Source organism: Klebsiella sp. 10, from assembly GCF_018223925.1.
In the GTDB taxonomy this organism is placed as follows: domain Bacteria; phylum Pseudomonadota; class Gammaproteobacteria; order Enterobacterales; family Enterobacteriaceae; genus Klebsiella; species Klebsiella pneumoniae.
Genome location: NZ_JAGRRB010000010.1, coordinates 21,152 through 44,922 on the forward strand (window position 1 = coordinate 21,152; position 23,771 = coordinate 44,922).

The following is a 23,771-nucleotide window of genomic DNA, read 5'->3' on the forward strand; positions in this document are numbered from 1 at the left end:
CGCTGAGCCGGGCTACCTGCTGTAGCCCGAACTCAACCGTTACCCCAGAATCTCCCTGACCACCGGACCGATGGCCTCAAAGGCCTGCGGGGAGATGATATCGACGTGGGCGCAGTTCTGGCTGAACACCTCCAGTTCCCCCACCCACGGGCCCCATACGACCTGCGGATCCATCCCCTCCTGCCGCGTCTTCTCCGCCACGAACAGCGTCGCCTTGCCGTCAAACTTCGCGCTGTGGGCAGTAGTTAACAGCCGCACCGCATCGGCATAGTTGCCTTCGATGGCGCTGAACAGCTCGCCGGAGGCTTGCCCCTGCTGGGCGGCGAGGAACGCTTCGCGCTCGCGGTCGATCTCCGCCAGTACCTCGGGATCCAGCCCGTTGGCCTCTTTCTCTGCCCAGTTTTGCGTCTCCGGCGGCCAGGTATCCAGCAGGCCGAGGAAGGCCACCGCTTCGCCGCGCTGGCGCAAGCGGGCGGCAATCCCCTGGGCTAAGGTGCCGCCCAACGAATACCCGAACAGGTAATAAGGGCCGTGCGGCTGCTGCGCCAGCAGCGTTTGCAGATGATGCTCGCAGACCTCGTCGAGGCTGGCGGCGCTGGCCATCGGCCCCTGCGGGCGCGGCGACTGAATACCGGTAATTGACCAGCGCGGGCTGAGATAGCGCGCCAGCACGCTGAACTGCCAGGCGAAGCCGGAGGCCGGATGGAAGCAGAACAGCGTCGGACCGTCGCTCTCGCGCAGCGGCAGAAGCGTATCCAGCCCCAGGCGCTGAGCCTGCTCATCGCTGAGATCGGCGGCCAGCAGCGCGCTCAGTTTGCCCACCGTCGAGGCCACCATCACCTGCCCCGGGGTCACCTGCCGCGCCAGCTGGCGGCTGAGCTGTGCCGCCAGGCGCATCGCCAGCAGCGAATGACCGCCAAGGGCGAAGAAATCGGCGTCGATATCGTTCACCTCGCAGCCCAGCAGCTGGCTGAAGGCGGCGGCGACAAGAGTTTCCATGCCGGGCTCCGGCGGCCGGCCGCTGCGCTCGCCGCCGAGGGTCGGCAGCGGCAGCGCTTTGCGGTCCAGTTTGCCGTTGGCGCTCAGCGGCAGCTCAGCGAGCTGCATCAGCACCACCGGCACCATATGCGGCGGCAGCTGTTCCGCCAGCCGCGCTTTCAGCGCCGCGGTATCCAGCGGCAGGCCGGAGTCAGAGACCAGATAGCCCACCAGCTGTCGGGCATCACCGCCGGTCGCCGCCGCCTGGTTGAAGACGCAGGCGTGACTCACCGCCTGCCCCACGTCCGGCAGGGCCAACATCACCCGATCAATCTCGCCAAGCTCGATGCGCTGCCCGCGGATCTTCAGCTGATCGTCGCTGCGGCCAAGGTACTCCACCGCGCCGTTCGTCAGCCAGCGCGCCACGTCGCCGGTGCGATACATCCGCTCGCCGGGGGCAAACGGGTCGGCGATAAAGCGGCTGGCGGTGAGATCCGGGCGCCCCAGATAGCCCTGCGCCAGCTGGATGCCGGTGAGATAAAGATCCCCCGCCACCCCCGGCGGCACCGGGCGCATCGCGGCATCGAGAATGCGCAGCCCGGTGTTCCACACCGGCCAGCCAATCGGCACGCTGCTGCCGGTCACCGCCGCCAGCTCAGATCCGCAGGCCGGGTACCAGCTGACGTCCACCGCCGCCTCCGTCGGGCCGTACAGGTTATGCAGCGGCGCGCCGGTTAAGCGCTCCCACCCGCGGCACAATTCCGTCGGCAGCGCTTCGCCGCTGCAGAATACCCGCCGCAGCGTGCGGCAGGCAGCGACGCTGTCGGCATCCAGCGAGGCGACAAACGCCGCCAGCATCGACGGCACAAAGTGGGTGGTGGTCACGCCGTAGCGGGCGAAGAACTGCTGCATCGCCTGCGGGTCGCGGTGCGCCTCCGGCTCGGCCATCACCAGCTGCGCGCCGGCGATAAACGGCCACCAGAATTCCCACACCGACACGTCGAAACTGCACGGCGTTTTCTGCGCCACCACGTCGTCGGCAGATAACGGATAGCGATCCTGCATCCACAGCAGGCGGTTGACGATGGCGGTCTGGCCGACCATCACCCCTTTCGGCCGCCCGGTGGAGCCGGAGGTAAAGATGATGTAGGCGGTATGGTCTGGTTTTGACAGCGCCAGCGGCGCCTCATCCCCGGCGGCCAGCGGCTGCTGGTAGCAGAGGCTTTCCAGCCCGGGGATATCGCTGAAGCGGGCCAGTTGATCCTCCGTGGCGATCAGCAGCGACGGCCGGGCGTCTTCCAGCATCATCCGCAGGCGGTCGTCCGGGTAGCCGGTGTCCAGCGGCAGCCAGGCGGCCCCCGCTTCGACAATGCCGTGCAGCGCCAGGGTCAGGAACACCGAGCGCGGCAGGGCCACCGCCACGCTGTCCCCAGGCTTCACGCCGCGCTGACGCAGCAGCTGCGCGAGCGCCACCACCTGCTGACGCATCTCGCGATAGCTGAACTGCCAGCGGGCGTCCGCCAGCGCCGGCGCATCCGGGGTCTTCCGCGCCTGGTCGGCCACCAGCGCGCTGAGGGTGGTGGCAGGCAGCGGCACAGCGGTATCGTTGACCGCCGCCAGCCGGGCCAGCTCGTCGGCGGAGAGCATCTCTGCTTCGCCGCAGCGCAGCGTCGGATCGGCGGCGAACTGCGCCAGCAGCGCGGTCAGTCGCGCCATGTGGCGACGGAGCTCGGCTTCGTCGTACCGGGCCTTGTTGGCGAGGATTTCCAGCGACAGCCCGCCGGTCTCATCCGGGAACAGCGCCAGCTCGAGATCGTTGACCGGGCCGGTGGCGAGGGTGTGGGTCACTGCCTGCACACCATCGATATCCAGCTGGTAATCAAAGACTTTGACGTTCAGCACCGGGCCGAACAGCGGTTCGTCCCCTGCCGCTTTGCCGCTGTCGCGAACGATCTGTTCGGCGTCATAGCGCTGATGGCGGCGCATCTTTTTCAACTGACCGGCGAGGCGCATCGCCAGGTCCGCCAGCGTCTCCTGGGCGTCAATATGCACCGCCAGAGGCAGGACATTGAGCACCGGCCCCGTCGAGGTCAGCGCGGCTGAACCCATCCGGCGCATAAAGATAAAGCCCGCCGCGTAGTCCATCCGGTTGCACAGGCGGCCCAGCCACAGCGTGGTGAGCGCCAGCGCCAGGTCAGCGGGCTGACACTGCGGCGCATGGCTGGCCAGACGGCGGAAGGCGTCGGCGTTCATCTCCAGCTTCATCCGCCAGATATCGCTCCCGGCGGCGCGCCCGCCCAGTGGCGCGGCAGAGAGTGAGGCTGGCGCCGGTAACGCCTGGCGCTGGGCCTGCCAGAAGGCTTTATCCCGCTGCCAGGCCTCGCTGCCGGCGTAGCGCTGGTACTCGTCCACCACCTCGGCGAAGGGGGTGAAAGGCGACTCAGGAGTGGCTTCCCCACGCTGCCAGGCGCGGTAAATGGCGGCGATCTGCCGGGTTATCGCCGGGAAGCTGAAGCCATCCACCAGCAAGTGGTGATATCGCTGATACCAGTACCAGCGGTCGTCGCCGACGCACAGCAGCTGATGGCACACCAGCGGGTTGCCGCCGTCGACACGCAGATCCTGCGCCAGGTCCGCCTGCATCCGCTCCGTGGCGGCGCGATGCGGATCCGGCGCCGTACGCAGGTCAATGATCGACGGTTCGGCAAAGGTGCGGTCGGCCGCCAGCCACTGCCAGACTTCCCCCTCCTCTTCCTCAAAGCGCAGGCTGAGGGTGTCCGCCTGCTGCAGACCAGCGACAATCGCTTTTCCCAGCAGCGTCGGGTCGAGTGCGCCGCGCAGTTCAACATAGTGGGCCACGCTCCAGGCGCCTGGCAGAGTAGAGAGGCGCTCGGCCATCCAGATCCCCGGCTGCGCGGCAACCAGCGGTAAACGAGTGGTCATTGTCAGCTCCTTATGACGCATGATGGGCGGGGGTCAGGGTTGACCAGTTGGCCGCCAGCCAGGCGTTGCAGGCCTCGGCCGACTGCGGGGGGCACACCACCGTCCAGCCGGCAGGCAGGTCGCAGTGCGCCGGCCACAGGCTGTACTGCTGTTGATCATTGCGCAGAATGTAAAACTGCCCTTGCGGATTGTCGAAGGGGTTACTGAATTGCATATCAAACTCCTGTCGTAAAACGCGATGCTAAGGGTGCGACAGCAGAGGCTGCCAGAGCTGGATAAGCCCTGCCGTCAGCCCGCCGCGCCAGCAAAGCGCATCATGCCCGCCGTCAACCTGACGCCAGAAAATCGTCTGCTGTGTTGTGGTGAGTTGCGCCAGTAGCGCCTGGTTCGCGCGAAAAATGATCGGTTCGCGTTGGCCCGCTTCCAGCCAGACGCGCAGCCCGGCCGCGGACACCTCACCCTGGCGAAGCTGTTCGCCGATAAAGCCCGTCCCGCGGCCATCACGGTGCGGCCACCAGTAGGAGCCTGACTGGCTGAGCACGCAGCCAAAGCGCTGCGGCCAGTTGAGAGCGGCGAACATCGCCGCCAGACCGCCGAAGCTTTGCCCGGCCACCACCGTCCGATCCGGGCGGTCGCTGAACGGGGCATAGCCGTGGACCAGCGGCAGGAGCTCCTCCTGCACCGCCAGCCAGAAATCGCGGTGACAGGGCAGCTCAACCCCGCGGCGCTGGTTGTCGATCGCGTCGATCAGCAGGTAGACCGCCGGCGGCAGTCTCCCATCGCGGGTCAGGGCGGCCAGCGGCGACCACACCGGCATGCTCTCGGCCCAGAACTGGCCGTCGAGCAGGATCGCCAGCGGCCGCGTTTGCGGGTCGACAGCCTCGCCGGTGGTGTAGATCCAGACCCGGCGATGGTTGCCCAGACGCGCGCTGCGCCACTCAAGGCAACGGGCGGCAGGATGCGCCTCATTAAGCGGGTCCCAGCCGGGCTGCGCGGGGGCCTGCGGCATCTCCAGGGCGGACACGCCATGGCCGCGTCCGCCCCGCCAGCTGTGCGGGTTCAGCGGATCGGCTATCGCCCGCGGCAGCAGTTTGCGCCAGCCTTCGCGTAGCAGCGCGCGGTCGGGCGCATCAGCGCTGAACACCTCAGGGGAAAAATCATCGTCACGGTCGGAGGGAATAAAACAGTAGCTGCCGCGCCAGGTCGGCGACAGCGTAGTGCGCCAGAACCAGGCGTCGGTCCCGGGGAGACGTTGCAGCGATTGCGGACGCGCATTCTGATGGTGGTCGGTCACGCCGGTGATATAGAGCCATACCCGACGATGGGGAGAGCAGGTTTCATCCCCCGCCGGGTCCCGCCACCAGAACGTTACCTCGATGGCGCCATCCACTGCGCGGCACTGCGGCCCCCGCAGGGTTTGCCACCACTCCTCGCTTCCTGTCCTTAACATTCTGTCATTAACCCTATGTATAGCGTGACTTTTTTAATTAATTGTCATTATTTATTGATAATATTATTGATAACTATTTGCATTTGCAATAGCGTATTAGCGCGCCGTGGGAAGCGCGTCTTTCATCAGAACATGTCAAATCGGGCTTATTCAGCCAGCGACGGAGTGCCTTTGCCCGCTTTTGGCAACATTTATGCCGCCTCCCCTCCCGGTGGGAAGGGGCGTTTGGGGAACGTGGCGACAAAAAGCAGGAATAACAATGAATAACAGGATCAAATCCCTGGCCTTGCTGGTCAATCTGGGAATTTACGGGGTTGCTTTTCCGTTAAGCGCAGCGGAAACCGCCACCGACGATAAAAACAGCGCCGCTGAAGAGACCATGGTGGTCACCGCCGCCGAGCAGAACCTGCAGGCGCCGGGCGTCTCCACCATCACCGCCGATGAGATCCGCAAACGCCCCCCGGCGCGCGACGTCTCGGAGATCATTCGCACCATGCCGGGAGTCAACCTGACCGGCAACTCCACCAGCGGCCAGCGCGGCAACAACCGCCAGATTGATATCCGCGGCATGGGCCCGGAAAATACCCTGATCCTGATCGACGGCAAGCCGGTCACCAGCCGCAACTCCGTGCGCCTTGGCTGGCGCGGCGAGCGCGACACCCGCGGCGATACCAGCTGGGTGCCGCCGGAGATAATCGAACGTATCGAAGTGATTCGCGGCCCGGCCGCCGCCCGCTACGGCAACGGCGCCGCCGGCGGCGTGGTGAATATCATCACCAAAAAAACCGGCGATGAGTGGCACGGCTCATGGAACACCTATATGAACGCCCCGGAGCACAAGGATGAAGGCTCCACCAAACGCACTAACTTCAGCCTCAGCGGCCCGCTGGGCGGCGATTTTAGCTTCCGCCTGTTCGGTAACCTCGACAAAACGCAGGCCGACGCCTGGGATATCAACCAGGGCCATCAGTCCGAGCGTACCGGGATCTATGCCGATACTCTGCCGGCCGGGCGCGAAGGGGTGAAAAACAAAAACATCGATGGTCTGGTGCGCTGGGAATTCGCTCCGATGCAGTCGCTGGAGTTTGAGGCCGGCTACAGCCGCCAGGGCAACCTCTACGCCGGCGACACCCAGAACACCAACTCCAACGACCTGGTAAAAGAGAACTACGGCAAAGAGACCAACCGTCTGTATCGCAACACCTACTCGGTTACCTGGAACGGCGCCTGGGACAACGGGGTGACCACCAGCAACTGGGCGCAGTACGAACGCACCCGCAACTCGCGCAAAGGCGAAGGCCTGGCCGGCGGCACCGAGGGGATCTTTAACAGCAACCAGTTCACGGATATCGATCTGGCGGATGTGATGCTGCACAGCGAAGTCAGCATTCCCTTCGACTATCTGGTTAATCAGAACCTGACGCTGGGCAGCGAGTGGAATCAACAGCGGATGAAGGATAACGCGTCCAACACCCAGGCGCTGTCGGGAGGCGAAATTCCGGGCTACGACAGCACCGGCCGCAGCCCGTACTCGCAGGCGGAAATCTTCTCGCTGTTCGCCGAGAACAACATGGAGCTGACCGACACCACCATGCTGACTCCGGCGCTGCGTTTCGATCATCACAGCATTGTCGGCAATAACTGGAGCCCGTCCCTCAACCTGTCGCAGGGCCTGTGGGATGACTTCACGCTGAAGATGGGCATCGCCCGCGCCTATAAAGCGCCGAGCCTGTATCAGACCAACCCGAACTACATTCTCTACAGTAAAGGCCAGGGCTGCTACGCCAGTAAAGACGGCTGCTATCTGCAGGGTAATGACGACTTAAAAGCCGAGACCAGCATCAACAAAGAGATTGGCCTCGAGTTTAAACGCGACGGCTGGCTGGCGGGCGTCACCTGGTTCCGCAACGACTACCGCAACAAGATTGAAGCGGGCTATGCCCCGGTCTATCAAAACAATAAAGGTACCGATCTCTACCAGTGGGAAAACGTGCCGAAAGCGGTGGTGGAAGGTCTGGAGGGGACGTTGAACGTTCCGGTGAGCGAGACCGTCAACTGGACCAACAACATCACCTATATGCTGCAGAGTAAGAACAAAGAGACCGGCGATCGTCTGTCGATTATCCCGGAATACACGCTGAACTCCACCCTGAGCTGGCAGGTTCGCGATGACGTTTCGCTGCAGTCGACCTTCACCTGGTACGGCAAGCAGGAGCCGAAGAAGTACAACTACAAGGGTCAACCGGTCACCGGCAGCGAGAAGAACGAGGTTAGCCCCTACAGCATCCTCGGCCTGAGCGCGACCTGGGACGTCACCAAATACGTCAGTCTGACCGGCGGCGTGGATAACGTCTTCGATAAGCGCCACTGGCGCGCGGGCAACGCCCAGACCACCGGGGGCGCCACCGGCACGATGTACGGCGCCGGCGCCGAGACCTACAATGAATCGGGCCGCACCTGGTACCTGAGCGTCAACACCCACTTCTGATAGCGGGTTCTCCCTCCCCCGCCCTTGCTGGACAAAGGGCGGGGGCAACCGCGGTAACCTTATCCTATGCGCCACCATCGCACCGTTTTGCCTCTGGCCGGCTATACCATCCAGCAGATCGACTTCGACCCGGCGACTTTCCAGCCTGAAGATCTGTTCTGGCTGCCCTATCACGCCAGCCTGACCGGGTGGGGCCGCAAGCGGCAGGCGGAGCACCTGGCCGGACGCATCGCCGCGGCATACGCCCTGCGCGAGGTGGGGGAGAAACGGCTTCCCGCCATCGGCGATCGGCGCCAGCCGCTGTGGCCCACGCCCTGGTTCGGCAGCATAAGTCATTGCGGCCAGCGCGCGCTGGCGGTGATCGCCGATCGGCCGGTGGGCGTCGATATCGAGCGCCGGTTTACCCCACAGCTGGCCGCGGAGCTGGAGAGCAGCATTATCAGCCCGGCGGAAAAAACGGCGCTGCTGCACAGCGGCCTGCCCTTCCCGCTGGCGCTGACGCTGGCGTTTTCGGCGAAAGAGAGTGGGTTTAAGGCCTGGTCTTCACACGCTTTAGCCCTGCCCGGCTTCCACAGTGCCCGAATTGTGGCGCTCACTGCGCAGCAGGTTCATTTACGTTTTACCGCCAGCTTCTCCGTACAGCTTGCTGATTTCACCTTGCAAATCAATCATCTGATAAAAGACGATTTCGTTATTACCTGTACCTGCCCGCCTCGCGAAGCGTGATCCTTTTCGCTTTTTAAGAAATTACCTGTGCAAACCGTAGACAGTTCTGGCTGGCCGCTTTATGGTTACATTGAATAATAAATCATTATTGAATATATATTCAATGCGGAGATAATAATGAAAACTACCCTGATAAAGTCTGTTCTGTTTGCCTCCATGATGGCCGCATCTGGCTCACTTTTCGCCGCCGATAATGGCCTGATCGCGATCATTACCCCTTCACATGATAATCCATTCTTTAAAGCGGAGGCTGACGGCGCAGCGGCGAAAGCGAAAGAGCTGGGTTACAGCACCCTGGTCGCCTCCCACGACGACGACGTCAACAAACAAAACCAACTGATTGAAACGGCTATTGCGCGGAAAGCCAAAGCCATCATCCTGGATAACGCTGGCGCGGATGCCACCGTCGGCCCGCTGGAAAAAGCAAAAGCGGCAGGTGTGCCGGCATTTTTAATCGACAGAGAGATCAATAAAACCGGCGTCGCCGTGGCGCAGATCGTCTCTAACAACTATCAGGGCGCCCAGCTTGGCGCGGAAAAATTCGCCAGCCTCCTCAACGGTAAAGGCAAGTATGTCGAACTGTTAGGTCGTCAGTCCGACACCAACGCCAGCGTCCGCTCGCAGGGTTATCACGATGTGCTGGACGACTATCCGGAAATGAAAATGGTCGCCCAGCAGACGGCGAACTGGAGCCAGACGGAAGCCTTTACCCGTATGGAAGCTATTCTGCAGACCAATCCGGATATCGTCGGTGTGATTTCCGGCAACGATACCATGGCGCTGGGGGCGGAAGCGGCGCTGAAAGCCGCGGGTAAAAACGACGTGATTGTCGTCGGCTTTGACGGTAGCGACTACACCCGCGACTCGATACTCAAGCAGGGCAACATTAAAGCCACGGTTCTCCAGCCTGGCTGGAAGCAGGCGCAAATGGCCGTGGAACAGGCGGACTTTTTCCTGAAGAACGGGAAAGCCCAAAAAGAAGAGAAGCAGTTGATGGACTGCATCCTCATCGATAGTGGCAATGCGAAAAAACTCAACATGTTCAACCTCAGCGAGTAAGGCGGAAATGATGCGGTTAAAACAATGGGGCGCCGTGCTGATGGGCTGCGCCGCCCTGTTGCTGACGGCCTGCACGGTGGTGGACTTAGATGAGAATGGCAAGCCAGTGCTGCCTGCCGACCCGAACGCGAAACCCAGCTTCGACCATCTCACCCCGCAGCAGATCGCGCAACAAACCTGGCAATCTCGAGTGATTGACGCAGCGAACCAACATGCGCTGGACGCGACTGCGCTGGAAAAAGTGCGTCAGGCCTCTGGCGCGACGCCACAGAGCGTCTTTGTTCGCCTGAGCAGCGAAGTGACCGGGATTGACGTCAGCAACCCACGCGAGCAAAAGCTCACTCTTACGCTACACGGCCAGCCGTTGGTCGTGCAGCTGGGTCCTGTCATGCGGGGCAACGCCATTCGCGATGCCAGCGGGTTCAAATTTGAAGACTTTACCAACCAGGTGCAGTTTGCGCAGCTTTCACGCGCCTACAACCGGGAGGCGATAAAATCGTTGCCGACAGTGGACGCGAGCTGGGCAGGCAAACCTGTCGATATTCTCTTTGCGGCCACGGTGGTTAACGGCAGCCTGCAGGATGCGGCCGCTCTTGCGCTAAAACAGGAGGCGCGCTGATGGCCAGTTCACCCACAGAGGAGATCATTTTACGCACCCGTGGTATTTCCATGCTGTTCCCCGGCACGGTGGCGCTGGATAACGTCGACTACAACGTCTGGCGTGGCAAAGTTAACGTGATCATCGGCGAAAATGGCGCGGGTAAATCAACGCTCATGAAAATTCTCGCCGGTGTGCAACAGCCGAGCCTGGGCGAAATGGAGCTCAACGGTAAGCTTGTCCGTTTCTCCAGCACCCGCGAGGCCGCCGCCCACGGTATTGGTATGGTTCACCAGGAGCTGAACCTGTTTGAAAATCTTAGCGTCGCGGAAAATATCTTTCTTGGCCGCGAGCTACAGCGCGGGCTTACGCCAATTAACGAAGCAGAGCAGGAACGACAAGCCGCGGAGCTGTTGCAGCGACTCGACCAGCCGATCTCGCCGCGGGAGCTGGTGGGTAACCTGAAGGTCGGTCAGCAGCAGTTGGTCGAGATAGCCAAAGCGCTGGCGGAAAATGCGGACATTCTGATCCTTGATGAGCCCACCTCCGCCTTAAGCAAAACCGAGGTGGATATCCTGTTTCGGGTCATCCGCGAACTGACGCGTCAGGGGGTGTCCATCATCTACATCTCACACCGTCTGGAGGAGCTGATGGCCATCGGCGACGTCATTACCATTCTGCGTGACGGCAAATTCCAGGCGGAGGCCAGGGTGAGTGAAATTGATGTGCCATGGATCGTCCGTGAAATGCTGGGAAGCGATCCGGTAAGCCATTTTCTTCCCCCGGATCGTCGCTTCGGCGCCCCACTGCTGGAAGTGGAGAACCTGACCTGCGTGAATGCCGCGGGCAATACGGTGGTGGATAACGTCAGTTTTAAAGCACATGCCGGTGAAATTATTGGGATCTACGGCCTGATGGGCGCCGGACGAACCGAGCTTTTTGAATGTCTGCTGGGGACAGCGCGCCACTACTTTGGCAAGATCTGGCTGGACAGCAAACCGGTTCCCCAGCGGTTAACTACGGCCGAACGCATCCGCATGGGCATGAGTCTGGTGCCGGAAGATCGTAAGCGGACCGGGATTTTTCCCATCTCGTCAGTCGCCAGCAATCTGACCATTGCCAGCCTGTGGCGTCGTCTTCAGCGCGGGTTAACCATTGCCAATAAAGAGGAAGAGGCCGTCGTCGCCAGCACGATTGGCAATCTCTCCATTAAGGTCTCATCACCAGAGGTCGAGATCCAGGCGCTCAGCGGCGGCAATCAGCAAAAGGTGGTGATTGGCCGTTCGCTGTTAACCAATCCGAAGGTGCTGTTTCTTGACGAGCCTACGCGCGGAATCGACATCGGCGCCAAGGGGGATGTGTTTCGCATGATGGTGCAATTGTCGCAGCAGGGAATGGCGGTGGTGTTCTCCACCTCCGATTTAAAAGAAATCATGGCGGTCTCTGACCGTATCCTGGTGATGTCAGGCGGCAAACTGACCGCCGATATCGTTCGTGACCAGGCCGAAGAGTCGGCGCTGGTTTCAGCAAGCGCTCAGGGGTTCTAAGATGAAAATGACACAATCGGTCGCACTGGCGCCGCGCGGCGGAGCCTCTCTCTCCCGTGAAAATATCCTGCTGTTGTTATTAAAACTGCGCACCTTTATCGCGCTGTTTCTGATTGTCGGCTTCTTCACGATGACCGTGCCCGGATTTTTATCCGCTGGCAGCATGGTGATTATGATTAAACACATTGCGATTAACGCCTTTCTGGCGTTGGGGATCACCTTTGTCATTATCACCGCCGGTATCGACCTCTCGATTGGCGCCACGCTCGGTCTCTGCGGAATGATAGCCGGCTGGCTTATCACCAAAGGGATCGTCCTGCCGATGTTCGGCATCGCCATTTTTCCAAGCGTGTGGGTCATTGTGCCCCTGGTGCTGCTGATAGGCGCCCTGATTGGCGCCGTTAATGGCTGGATCATTACCCGCTACAATGTGGCGCCGTTTATCTGCACCCTCGGTACCATGTATGTGCTCCGCGGAGCCGCGATGCTGACCTCTGATGGCCAAACCTTCCCCGGGCTCGCGGGCAATCCGCAGCTGGGCAACACGGGTTTCGATGAAATTGGCGCAGGTGCGCTCTTTGGCATCCCGTGGGCCATCTGGCTGATGATCCTCCTGGCGCTGATCATCGCCTATATCGCCCGGCGTTTGCCTTTTGGCCGCCATGTTTATGCGATCGGTGACAACGAGCGCGCCGCCGAGCTTTCCGGCGTGAAAGTGAAGCAAATTAAAGTGCTGGTCTACACGCTGTCCGGTTTTTGCGCCGCCATTGCCGGGATCGTGGTCTCCGCGCAGCTGCTGGCCAGCCATCCGGCTAACGGTACCGCTTTTGAGATGAATGCTATCGCCGCCGTCGTACTGGGCGGAACATCGCTGGCCGGCGGCCGGGGAACCATTCTGGGTACGCTGATTGGTGCGTTTGTCATCGGTTTTCTCGCCGACGGGCTGGTGATGATGGGGGTGAGCGAGTTCTGGCAGATGGTCATCAAAGGGATCGTGATTATTGTGGCGGTCATTATCGATCAGATGCAAAACCGGATGCAGCAGAAAGCGGCGGTGGTCGCCCAGAAAGCGGTCATGGAGAATAAGTAACCGCAAGACCTCCTGTGGCTCAGGCCACAGGGGGAGCGGGCCTGACTCACGATGCGCCTTTCTCCGAGGCGCTTCGCAAAATCTCATCGAAAAATCCTGCCCCACGGCAAGCGGTGGTAGCATCCCGCCACTCTGCTCTGCCAGGCAAGGAAGCCATGAAAAAACGTCCGCACTCGACTCCGCACGACAGCCTGTTTAAACGCTTTTTGCGCGACAACGAAACCGCACGCGATTTTCTGGATATTCATCTGCCGCCCGCGCTGCGGCAACTGTGCGACTTAAGCACTCTGCACCTGGAATCCGGGAGCTTTGTTGAGGACAACCTGCGCGCCAGCTATTCCGATATTCTCTACTCTCTGCAGACCAGCAAGGGAGAGGGCTATATCTATGTGGTCATTGAGCATCAGAGCACCCCGGACAGCCATATGGCGTTCAGACTCCTGCGCTATGCCCTCGCGGCCATGCAACAGCATCTTGATCGCGGCCATAAAGCGCTGCCGCTGGTGATCCCCATGCTGTTTTATCATGGCACCATTTCTCCCTATCCCTTTTCACTGTGCTGGCTGGACGAGTTCCCACCTGACTCACCGGCAAAGCAGCTTTATCTCGGGGCTTTTCCGCTCGTCGATGTGACCGATATTCCCGACGACGCCATATTACAGCATCGGCGGATCGCGCTTCTGGAACTGGTCCAGAAACACATCCGTCAACGCGATCTTAGCCATATCCTCCAGCAGTTGGTGGAGGTGGTGCTGATGGGATACACTGACCACCAGCAGTTCAAAACGTTATTTACCTATATGTCGCTGCATGGCAATAGCGCCGACCCGGACAACTTTATCGACCAGCTGGTCGAACGTCTGCCGCAATATGAGGATACCCTGATGACGATTGCCGAGTACCTGAAGCAGAAAGGGCGCGAAGAGGGAAAACAACGCTGGTTACAGGAAGGCTTGAACGAAGGTTTACAGGCGGGTGAGCATCGCGAAGCCTGCCGCATCGCACTGATGATGTTAGAGAACGGCATGGACACTGAAACCGTATTGCGGATGACTCGCCTCAGCGCGGACGAACTGGCGATGCTGGCGCGCCAGGCACGCCAGTCTCCCCCCGCTTAGCCCTTAATTAACGCGCGCGCGGTCGGGAAGTCGGTGATCAGGACATCAATATAGTCGCCCTGCAACGCGCCGCGGATGGCGTTCTCTTTGTCCACGCCGCCGGCCAGCGCAATCACCTGCGGACAGCGACGAATTTGCTCAAGTTCCATACCGATCACCGGATCCTCATCCTGGCTCAGTACCGGTTTGCCCGCCGCATCATAGTAATGCAGGCAGATATCCCCCACCGCGCCGCGCGCCGCCAGCAGCTGGAGCATGGTTTCATTATAATAGTTACCGGAGTTTTTCAGCAGCTGCGAAGGCTCCAGTTCACCAATACCGACGATGGCCACATCCACTTCGGCAAATTTCGCCACCACCGCCGCGACGTCCGGGCTGTTTACCAGACGGCTGCGCTCCTCCACGGAGTGCTCAATACTCTGCGACGGCAACAGCCACGCCGGGCAGCCTAAATGCGCCGCCAGCTGCTGGGTTAAGATGGTGGCCTGCACGTTGCCGTTGGGACCGACGCCGCCCAACAGCTGAATCACCCCGGCGGCGCGAATGTTCTGCGGATGCATCTCATCCACCATGCAGCGGATCGTACTGCTCCAGGACGAGATCCCCACGAGGTCTTCCGGCCGCAGCCGCGTTTCGACATAGTGCGCCGCCGCGCTGCCGATGGCATGCTTTACCTGGCTGTAACTGGCGTTCTCGCCCACATCGACGACTATCGCCTGTCGAATGCCAAAACGCTCCTCAATCGCCTTTTCCAGATCGACAAAAATATTTGTCGGCTGGACCACGGTAATTTTCACCAGCCCCTCTTTCTGACAGCGGGTTAGCGCCCGTGAAACAAAAGACTGGGACAGATGCAGCAGCGAGGCGATCTCGGACTGCTTTTTATTCTCGCTGTAGTAAAGCGTGGCGATCTTCACCAGCAACCGCTGTTCATCCTGCTTCGACATGGCATTCCCCTCTGTTTTCTGCTCGTTATTTTTATGCATCATTGAATAGATAACAAGCGCAGCGCCCTTTTCCCGACGATCCAAATGTGATCATTTTCTCCTTTTTTAGAAAATAGGCCGTACAAATCGTGGACAAACCCCGTCACAGGGCATATCTTACCTATGTGAATAATAAATCAGTAGTGAATATATATTCAATCACTTATTAATACCTTGTTTTGTCGACGATTAAAGGTAGTCAGGATGGGAAGTGTTTTTTTACCCTGCTGGAATATTTATTCATACAAGAATTTACTTTCAAGAGGTGTTTTATGAATCCGTTTTCACTCTCCGTTAAGGAGTTAGAACAAAAAGCACGCGCCATCCGCCGCCGCATCATCGTCTTGAATGCGGAAAGCCCGGCAGGCGGCCACACCGGTGCCGATCTGTCACAAGTCGAACTGCTGACCGCCCTCTACTTTCGCATCCTTAACTGCTCCCCTGCGCGAAAAGAGAGCGACGACCGCGATATCTATATTCAGTCGAAGGGGCACGCTGTCGGTGGTTACTACTGCGTGCTGGCCGAAGCAGGCTTTATTCCCGTTGACTGGCTGGCAACCTATCAACACGCCGACTCGGCTCTGCCAGGACACCCGGTAAAGCACAAAACGCCAGGTATTGAGCTCAATACCGGTGCGCTGGGCCATGGTCTGCCCGTGGCGGTAGGCATTGCGCTGGCAGCGAAACGCGATAACAACCCGCGTCGCGTATTTGTCGTCACCGGCGATGGCGAACTGGCGGAGGGCAGCAACTGGGAGGCCGCGCTGGTCGCCGCCCACTACCAGCTGGATAACCTTATTATTATCAACGACAAAAATAATCTGCAGCTGGCCGGTGCGACCAAAGAGATCATGAATACCGATCCGCTGGATGAAAAATGGCGCGCTTTCGGCATGGAGGTTACGCAGTGCAACGGCAACGATATGGCGGAGGTGGTCGCCACGCTTGAGCGCTTGCAGCCGAACGGGAAACCACACGTCGTGATTGCCAATACCACCAAAGGCGCAGGTATTTCCTTTATTCAGGGACGCCCCGAATGGCATCACCGGGTACCGAAAGGAGAAGAAATTGAACTGGCGCTGGAGGAACTGAAAGATGAGTAATAGCGAACATCTCGCCACGGTGATGGTGAATGCCTTTATTGATGCTGTAGACCGCGGCGTGGATCTGGTGCCGGTGGTGGCCGACTCCACCTCAACGGCGAAAATTGCCCCGTTTATCAAAAGATTCCCTGGCCGGCTGGTCAACGTCGGCATCGCCGAGCAGACGCTGGTTGGCGCTGCCGCCGGCCTGGCGCTGGGGGGTAAAGTGGCCGTGACCTGCAACGCGGCGCCATTCCTTATTTCACGTGCTAATGAACAGATTAAGGTCGACGTTTGCTACAACAACACCAACGTCAAACTGTTCGGGCTGAACGCGGGCGCCAGCTACGGTCCACTGGCCAGCACCCACCACAGTATTGACGATATCGCCATTCTGCGCGGCTTTGGCAATATTGAAATTTACGCACCGTCCAGTCCCGGCGAGTGCCGGCAGATTATTGATTATGCCCTTGCCCACGTCGGGCCAGTGTATATCCGCCTCGACGGTAAAGCGCTGCCGGAACTGCATGATGAACATTACCGGTTTATTCCGGGCAACATTGATGTGCTGCGTCTGGGGCGCGATATTGCGCTGGTTGCCATGGGCTCAACGGTACATGAAATTGTGGAAGCCGCCGCACAACTCGCTGCAGAAGGTATTGACGCCACCGTTATCAGTGTCCCATCTATTCGTCCTTGTGATACCCAGGCGCTACTGGCGGCAATCCAGTCCTGTCCGGCCGCAATCACGGTGGAAGAACACAACGTCAACGGCGGCGTCGGGAGCCTGGTGGCGGAAGTGCTGGCCGAGGCCGGGTGCGCTATCCCGTTGCGGCGCTTAGGTATCCCTGACGGGCAATACGCCATTGCCGCCGATCGCGCCGCCACGCGTGCGCGCCATGAAATTGATGCCGCCGGGGTGGTGAAGCACGCCCGCAAGCTGCTCACAAAAAAAGCATGCTGAAAAATAACAAGAACATCTTACTGGAGAGAACGCAATGTCCCGTATTCCTCAACAACTCACCATGGGCGTCATTATTGGCAACCGGGGATTTTTCCCCAGCTACCTGGTCGCCGAAGCGCGCGAACAGGCGGTAGCGCTGTTTAGCCGCCTTGGGATTAACACTATTATGCTTGATCCATCCCAGACGGAACTGGGTGGCGTGGAAACCCGGCAGGATGCCAAAATTTGCGCCGAGCTGTTCCGCACCCACCGCGACAAAATTCACGGTGTCGTGGTGCTGTTACCCAACTTTGGTGATGAAAAAGCCATCGCCGAAACGTTGCGCCTCTCCGGTCTCAACGTCCCGGTGCTTATTCAGGCCGAAGAGGATAATCTGGATAAAATGGGGTTGTCGACTCGCCGCGATAGCTTTTGCGGCAAAATTTCCCTTTGCAACAACCTGCGCCAGTACGGTATCCCGTTTACGCTGACCACCCAGCACGTTTGCGCGCTTAGCGGCGAGGTGTTTGAGCAGGATCTCCGGCGCTTCAAGCAGATATGTCGCGTGGTGAACAGTATGCGCGGCGTGCGCGTTGGCGCGATTGGCGCCCGTCCAGCGGGCTTTAACACCGTTCGCTACAGTGAAAAACTGCTCGAACGTTTAGGCATCGCAGTGGAAACGTTAGATCTATCAGAGGTATTTACCCGGATTAAAGCCCTGCGTGATGACGATATTCGTGTCGATGAGAAGCGCCGCCTGCTGATCGATAATGCCGACGCCAGCGGTATTCCGGCAGATAAACTGATCACCATGGCGAAACTGTTTGTGGTCCTGAGCCAGTGGATTGTTGCCAACGACATCGACACCACCGCAATTCAGTGCTGGACCTCGCTGCAGGAAAATCTGGGGATTAACGTCTGCTCCATCATGAGCGTGATGTCCGGACAACTGATGCCAAGCGCCTGTGAGGTCGATGTCATGGGCGCGCTCTCCATGTACGCGCTCGCCAGCAGCAACCTGAGCCCCGCCTCGATCGCAGACTGGAACAATAACTTCGGCGACGATCGTGATAAATGTGTGCTGTTCCATTGTGGGAACTTTGCCTCGACCAGCCTCGAGTCGCCGCACATGGGAACGGCCGATATTATCGGCACCACCGTCGGCAAAGAAAACACCTGCGGTGCCGTGCACGGTCGCATGAAAAGCGGCGTGCTGACCTATTTTCGCCTCAGCACCGACGACCTGACTGGCGAAATCAAGGCCTACGTCGGAGAAGGTCAGTCAGTTGACGATCCCCTCGATACGGTAGGCTGTCGGGCGGTCATTCAGGTTCCCCACCTGGAAAATCTGCTGTCGTGGATCTGCCGCAACGGCTTTGAGCACCATGTCGCGATGAACCATTCTGCCAGTGCCGCAATTTTGCACGAGGCATTTACGCGCTACCTGGGCGTGTCGACCTATCTCCACCAGTAAGGCCGGAGGCCGCTATGTCGGTAAACAAGGATATTATTATTGCCCTCGATGAGGGCACAACCAATGCCAAAGCCGTTGCCTTCGACAGCCACGGGCGGGTAATCGCGCAATTTTCCCGCGCGCTTGAGATCGCTACGCCGCAGGAAGGATGGGTTGAACAGTCAGCGGAGCTTCTCCTTGCCGCGTCGCTGGAGGTGATTTCTCGCACAGTGGCCGCCGTTGGCGAGGAGCGTGTGGCGGCCCTGGCGATCAGCAACCAGCGCGAAACCGTCGTGGGCTGGTATCGGGAAACGGGCGAGGCCATAGCGCCTGCCCTGAGCTGGCAATGTTCACGTACTGCCGCATTTTGCCACATACTGCGTGAACAAGGTCATGAGCCGCAGATCAAGGCGGTAACCGGCCTGCCAGTCGCCCCGCTCTTTTCCGCCTCGAAAATGCGCTGGCTGCTGGACCACACTCCGGATGGTCTGAACCGAGCGAAAGATGGCGAGATTTGCCTCGGTACGGTGGATAGCTGGCTACTCTGGCACCTGACGCAAGGCCAGCATTTTTGTTGTGATTACGCCAACGCGTCTCGTACACAGCTCATGAATTTGCAAACAGCGGACTGGGATACCGATATGCTCGCCCTGTTTGGCATTCCGTGTGCAGCACTTCCGGTGATAAAACCTTCAAGTGGACTGTTTGGTTACACCGCTGGTTTAGCCACCCTCCCTGATGGGATCCCGGTAATGGCGATGATTGGCGATTCGCATGCCGCCCTTTTCGCCCACGGTCTGGGCGCCGCCGGTTGTGTTAAAGCCACTTACGGTACAGGGACCTCGGTGATGGCGCCCGTCGATTCGGTGGCGTTTCACGTCAGCAATCTCGCCACCACGGTGGCCTGGCACGACGGAGAAAAGCTGGTCTACGCACTCGAGGGGAACATTCCCCATACCGGCGATGCGGTGGCGTGGATGGCCGACAGTACCGGATTGAGCGAACGCTCTCCCGCCGAACTGGCCCAGGCGCTGAATGCTCTGCCCCGTTCGGTAGATTCCACCTTAGGCGTCTTTTTTGTGCCGGCGCTCACCGGCATGGGCGCCCCCTGGTGGGACGATAAGGCCCGCGGTTTGATCCATGGATTAAGCCGGGGCGTGAAGCGGGCCCATCTCATTCGTGCCGCGCTAGAATCAATTACCTACCAGATTGCCGATGTAATCACTGCGATGCGTGCCCATCATGGCTTTACGCTCAACACGCTGCTGGTGGATGGGGGACCCACCAAAAACGACTGGTTAATGCAGTACCAGGCCGACCTGCTAGGTTGTCCGGTGATGCGCAGCGATGTGGCCGAGCTGTCGGCGACCGGCGCGGCACTGCTGGCGCGTAAAGCGTTGCACAAGCTGACGGTGGCAGAGCTTCAGCCCTTTTTACCAGAACACATCACTTATGCACCAGACCTGATCCGGCATCATCGGCTTGTGCAACGATGGCAGTCCTGGCAACACGCGGTGACGCTGGCAAGACGCTGAGCGCAACCCAGCCGGGCGATAACGTCTTCGTCCGGCTGCAATCCAACGCCCCCTGCCGTTAACCCAGCGGATACTGTTGAAACGCCGGCAGCGCCTCTCCCTTCTCCGCCAGCGCGCGAATATGTGGAAACTCAGCTGCCGACACCACCGCCGGGATCATCAACTGGATAAAGGACCAGACCACCGTGCTGGTGACCAGCACCTGATCCGGCTGCGCGGCGGCGACGCGGTCTGCCAGCCGGGCGTCCCACTCCCGACAGGCGGCCAGCAGTTGGCCGGTCACCCGGGCTATCCACGGCTGATGCTGCTTCTCTTCCGGCCGCAGACGGTGCTCATAAACATGCTGGACCGCTTTTTCACAGGCGGCGAGGATCACCCCCAGCAGGTGCAGATCGCGGGCCAGCGCCTCGGGATGCGTGGGAAGCAGCCGGCGCCCGGCCGGATTGGTCGTTTCGAAATAGTGGAGGATCAGCGTGGAGTCCATCAGCTGCGTCCCGTTATCGAGCACCACCGTCGGCGCCTTGACCACCGGATTAATGCGGGAAAATTCGTCAAAGCCGCTAAAGACCGATAGCGGCAGGCTCTCGAATTCCACGCCATAGAGCGCCAGAGAAACCGCCACGCGTCTTACATAAGGTGAATCCATCATACCAATGAGTTTCATCGTCACTCCTGCCTGCGATAAAGATGTTGCGGCTTTACCTTACTGGAAAACCGATGCCGCGAATATCACCAGATACTTACCGCAACAGTTAGTAAAACTAACAGATTGGCGACTCGCGGTAGCCCTCCAATCCCCCTTGTGCTATACCGACTGAGGCAGCATTTAGCCCCTTTTTCAGCCTGTTCGCGGCGGCTATAAAACCCGCTAACCCGGTAGTAACGTTAACGTATCGACTCACTGACTGAGAGATCACCATGGCAGATTTTCCCCCTATCGCCAGCCTGCGCAGCTTTGAGGCGGTGGCGCGCCTCGGCAGCGTAACGCAGGCCGCCCACGAGTTGAGCGTGACCCATTCGGCGGTCAGCCAGCACATCAAACAGCTGGAAGCCCTGGTCGGCGTCACGCTCTTTATCCGCCACGGCCGCGGAGTGCGCATCACGGAAGAAGGACGGCTCTATGCCCTGCAAATCCGCGAGGCGTTACAGCACATCGCCGACGCCACGCGCATGGTGCAGATCAAACCCCGCACCCTGGAAGTGACCCTGGCGACGATCCCCTCCTTTGGCTGCCACTGGCTGCTGCCGCGGCTGGCGCGCTTTCAGGCGCGGCATCCGCAGATCGCGGTGCGCCTGCTGACCAGCCTGGCGGTGGTTAACCTGCAACAGGAGGGTATCGATCTGGCCATTCGCATGGGGCAAGGCGATTGGGAGGGAATGGAAAGTCGGCATCTGTTTGCCGATGAACAGCTGGTGGTCGCCGCCCCCGGCTATCGCGGCGGTAACCTGCCGACCACCCCGCAGGCGATCGCCGCCAGCGATATTATTTTTTCCATGGAGTCCTGGCATGCCTGGTGCAGCCAGGCGGGGCTGGAAAAGCCGATCGTCCCCGCAGGCCTGCGCCTGAACGACTCCAATCTGGTGCTGGAGGCGGTCCGCCTGGGGGCCGGCGTGGCGCTGGAGCGGCGCTCCCTGGTGGCGGGGGCGATAGCCCGCGGCGAGCTGGTGCAGCTCACCGCCGTCACCGTCCCCTACCCCTGGCACTACTGGCTAACCGTCTCCCCGCAGGCGGAGAACCGGCCGGAAGTCGCCCGGTTCATCGCCTGGCTGGAGGAGGAGATCGCCCTCTGGCGCCAGCAGATCAGCGCTTAGCCTTCGGCCGACGGCGGCAGGCCCGTCCGGGCGGCGTGCTCCTGGGAGAGACGCCAGAAATCGTGCCCGGCGGGATACTGATAGAGGCGCAGGGAAAACTGTCCGGCCACCGCAGTAATGTACTCAAATATCGCCGACTGGGTGTTTTCGTAGTCTTTCCATAGCGTTGAGGTGGTGAAGCAGTAAATCTCCAGCGGGATGCCCGACGGCGAAGGTTTCAGCGTTCTCGCCACAATGTACATCTCCTTAATAATATCCGGCCGCTCGGCGAGATAGTGCATCATATAGTGGCGAAACAGGGTCAGGTTGGTCAGCCCGTTATCGACAAACCAGCGGTCGGCCACGCCGCCGGGATCCCGGCCGTCAAGCAGCGTCGCCAGAGGCTCACTCACCCCGCGGATGGTCAGCATCGAGGAGAGCATCTCCTGGTCGAGAAAACGCACCGAGTGTTGATCGATGGCGATACTGCGCATGATCCGCCGCGCCCCGGAGGAGAACATCGCCTGCCAGTTGGTATAGGTCTCGGTGAGGAAATTCTTGGTCGGGATACGGGAGATGGTATTGTCCCAGTTGCGGATGGTAATGGTGTGCAGCGCGATATCCGTCACCTCACCGCTGAGGTTCTTGTCAGGCATTTCAATCCAGTCCCCCAGCTGGAGCACGTCGTTGGACGACAGCTGAACGTTCGCCACCAGCGACAGCAGAGTATGCTGGAACACGATCATCAGTACCGCCGCCACGGCCCCCAGGCTGGAGATAATAATGATCGGCGATTTGTTCGACATCACGGCGAGGATCATAATCGCCGCCAGGATGTGGACTAAGATTTTGCCTATCTGGATATAGCCCTTAATGGAATGATTTTTACGTTTGGTCTTTCGCAGATAGGAGCTGTTGACAATATCCAGCATCTCGTTGAAAAACACCGACATAAAAATAAAAAACAAGATCCCGCAGATAGTATTAATCGCCGTCACCAGCGATGCCGGCATCGCCGGCATAAACTGCAGAACGTAATAGACGATAATAACCGGAATGAAATTGGACAGCTTTTCGGCGATACGTCGATCCTTCTCCAGCGGCACATCCTGTTTGTGGCTACTAAAGAAGACCTTACGCACCACTTTAATCAGCAAGAACTTGCATAAAAGATGGGCAAATATGCCGGAGAGCAGCAGCAGAATAAGATTAAACCCCACCGCCAGCGCCGGATTACTCTCAATAAACGTCAGTAGATGATTCACATACGCCATGCTTTATCGCCTGAATAACTATGCCACTTCGCTAACTGCTTTATCCCAAGGGCATATATTTGGAAAATAAATCAATCCGCATCATGGCATATCGCTTAGCGTAACGTCCATGCGCGCACCGCCTCTAATAATTCACAGAAAATATGTCAGAGTTTGCATTAATCATTCTCTACGCTCACTATAAAGAGGCTTGTTATGAGGACGGAATAAGTCCAGGAGGAAACATGTTTAAAGCTCTTACCGCTATCGTCGCCTTAGCCGCCTCCGCCAGCGTTATGGCGCAAGGCGATGTCACGCTGAACAGTCTGGCTCACGATGCCGCCACCCGGGCGTCGTTTAACCAGATGGTCAAAGGCCATCAGCTGCCCGCCTGGGTGACCACCGGCGGCACCGGTTCGCCCGCGCAGACGGTGAAACTGGGTAGCGAATCCTGGCAGGTGTTAAGCGCCTGCAAACCCCACGACTGCGGCCATGAACGTATCGCGGTGATCTGGTCGGAAAAAAGCAAACAGATGTCCGGTGTTTACTCGGTGGTCGATGAAAAAACCGACCAGGAGAAGCTGACCTGGCTTAACGTCAGCGATGCCCTGTCCATCGATGGCAAAACCGTGCTGTTTGCCGCCCTCAGCGGCAGCCTCGACAACCATCCGGACGCCTTTAACTACCAGTAACGACCATCGCCCCCGTCAGCCTTTCCCCGACGGGGGCTT

Annotated in this window: 19 protein-coding genes; 13 read left to right on the forward strand and 6 right to left on the reverse strand. The window is 59.6% G+C overall.

The window, feature by feature from the left end; genetic code table 11:
* Positions 1-39: 39 nt before the first annotated feature.
* From entF to fes, 3 genes are read right to left on the reverse strand one after another with little or no spacing between them, the layout of a single operon-like run.
* Positions 40-3,921, reverse strand: a complete 3,882-nt coding sequence (entF, locus tag KHQ26_RS11850) for an enterobactin non-ribosomal peptide synthetase EntF (protein ID WP_020803785.1) — start codon at positions 3,919-3,921, stop codon at positions 40-42.
* A gap of 10 nt (positions 3,922-3,931) precedes the next feature.
* Positions 3,932-4,135 (reverse strand): MbtH family protein, encoded by a 204-nt coding sequence (locus tag KHQ26_RS11855; protein WP_004176919.1) that lies wholly within the window; start codon positions 4,133-4,135, stop codon positions 3,932-3,934.
* Positions 4,136-4,162: 27 nt separating this feature from the next.
* Positions 4,163-5,371 carry an enterochelin esterase gene (fes, locus tag KHQ26_RS11860; protein ID WP_049125125.1) on the reverse strand — a complete coding sequence of 403 codons (1,209 nt, stop codon included), beginning with the start codon at positions 5,369-5,371 and terminating at the stop codon, positions 4,163-4,165.
* Positions 5,372-5,630: 259 nt separating this feature from the next.
* Here fes and fepA point away from each other — a divergent pair, with 259 nt between their 5' ends.
* The 7 genes from fepA to KHQ26_RS11895 all read left to right on the forward strand — a co-directional run bounded on the left by fepA (position 5,631) and on the right by KHQ26_RS11895 (position 13,997).
* On the forward strand, positions 5,631-7,859 hold the full coding sequence (gene fepA / locus KHQ26_RS11865) for a siderophore enterobactin receptor FepA (RefSeq protein WP_004210903.1): 2,229 nt from the start codon (positions 5,631-5,633) through the stop codon (positions 7,857-7,859).
* A 66-nt stretch (positions 7,860-7,925) separates the two neighbouring features.
* On the forward strand, positions 7,926-8,585 hold the full coding sequence (gene entD / locus KHQ26_RS11870; protein ID WP_020803782.1) for an enterobactin synthase subunit EntD: 660 nt from the start codon (positions 7,926-7,928) through the stop codon (positions 8,583-8,585).
* A 117-nt stretch (positions 8,586-8,702) separates the two neighbouring features.
* A complete protein-coding gene (locus KHQ26_RS11875; protein ID WP_004178959.1) occupies positions 8,703-9,644 on the forward strand; it encodes a D-ribose ABC transporter substrate-binding protein in 942 nt (313 codons plus the stop codon).
* A gap of 10 nt (positions 9,645-9,654) precedes the next feature.
* Positions 9,655-10,263, forward strand: a complete 609-nt coding sequence (locus KHQ26_RS11880) for a DUF2291 family protein (protein ID WP_004893534.1) — start codon at positions 9,655-9,657, stop codon at positions 10,261-10,263.
* A complete protein-coding gene (locus KHQ26_RS11885) occupies positions 10,263-11,789 on the forward strand; it encodes a sugar ABC transporter ATP-binding protein (RefSeq protein WP_004893537.1) in 1,527 nt (508 codons plus the stop codon). Before KHQ26_RS11880 ends, KHQ26_RS11885 begins: the two co-directional genes overlap by 1 nt.
* 1 nt (position 11,790) lies before the next feature.
* Positions 11,791-12,879, forward strand: a complete 1,089-nt coding sequence (locus tag KHQ26_RS11890; RefSeq protein ID WP_004885708.1) for an ABC transporter permease — start codon at positions 11,791-11,793, stop codon at positions 12,877-12,879.
* 155 nt (positions 12,880-13,034) lie between these two features.
* Positions 13,035-13,997, forward strand: a complete 963-nt coding sequence (locus tag KHQ26_RS11895) for an Rpn family recombination-promoting nuclease/putative transposase (protein WP_020803776.1) — start codon at positions 13,035-13,037, stop codon at positions 13,995-13,997.
* On the opposite strand, the gene KHQ26_RS11900 is transcribed toward KHQ26_RS11895, so the two are convergent.
* The gene (locus KHQ26_RS11900; RefSeq protein WP_004893547.1) at positions 13,994-14,944 is read right to left on the reverse strand and encodes a sugar-binding transcriptional regulator; all 951 of its coding nucleotides are present in this window, start codon (positions 14,942-14,944) and stop codon (positions 13,994-13,996) included. The genes KHQ26_RS11895 and KHQ26_RS11900 overlap by 4 nt on opposite strands.
* A gap of 311 nt (positions 14,945-15,255) precedes the next feature.
* Between KHQ26_RS11900 and KHQ26_RS11905 the strand changes: the two genes are divergently transcribed.
* From KHQ26_RS11905 to KHQ26_RS11920, 4 genes are read left to right on the forward strand one after another with little or no spacing between them, the layout of a single operon-like run.
* Positions 15,256-16,086 (forward strand): transketolase, encoded by an 831-nt coding sequence (locus KHQ26_RS11905; protein ID WP_004178953.1) that lies wholly within the window; start codon positions 15,256-15,258, stop codon positions 16,084-16,086.
* Positions 16,079-17,029, forward strand: a complete 951-nt coding sequence (locus KHQ26_RS11910; RefSeq protein ID WP_004178952.1) for a transketolase family protein — start codon at positions 16,079-16,081, stop codon at positions 17,027-17,029. Before KHQ26_RS11905 ends, KHQ26_RS11910 begins: the two co-directional genes overlap by 8 nt.
* 34 nt (positions 17,030-17,063) lie before the next feature.
* Positions 17,064-18,482: an L-fucose/L-arabinose isomerase family protein gene (locus KHQ26_RS11915; protein ID WP_020803780.1), complete on the forward strand. Its 1,419-nt coding sequence runs from the start codon at positions 17,064-17,066 to the stop codon at positions 18,480-18,482.
* A 14-nt stretch (positions 18,483-18,496) separates the two neighbouring features.
* Positions 18,497-19,996, forward strand: coding sequence for an FGGY family carbohydrate kinase (locus KHQ26_RS11920; RefSeq protein WP_020803781.1), 1,500 nt, complete (start codon positions 18,497-18,499; stop codon positions 19,994-19,996).
* Positions 19,997-20,054: 58 nt separating this feature from the next.
* Here KHQ26_RS11920 and KHQ26_RS11925 read toward each other — a convergent pair whose 3' ends face one another.
* A complete protein-coding gene (locus KHQ26_RS11925) occupies positions 20,055-20,660 on the reverse strand; it encodes a glutathione S-transferase family protein (RefSeq protein ID WP_020803773.1) in 606 nt (201 codons plus the stop codon).
* Positions 20,661-20,914: 254 nt separating this feature from the next.
* Between KHQ26_RS11925 and KHQ26_RS11930 the strand changes: the two genes are divergently transcribed.
* Positions 20,915-21,808 carry a LysR substrate-binding domain-containing protein gene (locus tag KHQ26_RS11930; protein ID WP_032410183.1) on the forward strand — a complete coding sequence of 298 codons (894 nt, stop codon included), beginning with the start codon at positions 20,915-20,917 and terminating at the stop codon, positions 21,806-21,808.
* Here the strand turns inward: KHQ26_RS11930 and KHQ26_RS11935 are convergent.
* A complete protein-coding gene (locus KHQ26_RS11935) occupies positions 21,805-23,061 on the reverse strand; it encodes a mechanosensitive ion channel family protein (protein ID WP_020803771.1) in 1,257 nt (418 codons plus the stop codon). The two genes, KHQ26_RS11930 and KHQ26_RS11935, sit on opposite strands and share 4 nt — an antisense overlap.
* A gap of 224 nt (positions 23,062-23,285) precedes the next feature.
* Here KHQ26_RS11935 and ivy point away from each other — a divergent pair, with 224 nt between their 5' ends.
* On the forward strand, positions 23,286-23,732 hold the full coding sequence (ivy, locus tag KHQ26_RS11940; RefSeq protein ID WP_004178946.1) for an Ivy family C-type lysozyme inhibitor: 447 nt from the start codon (positions 23,286-23,288) through the stop codon (positions 23,730-23,732).
* The last annotated feature ends 39 nt before the right edge of the window (positions 23,733-23,771 follow it).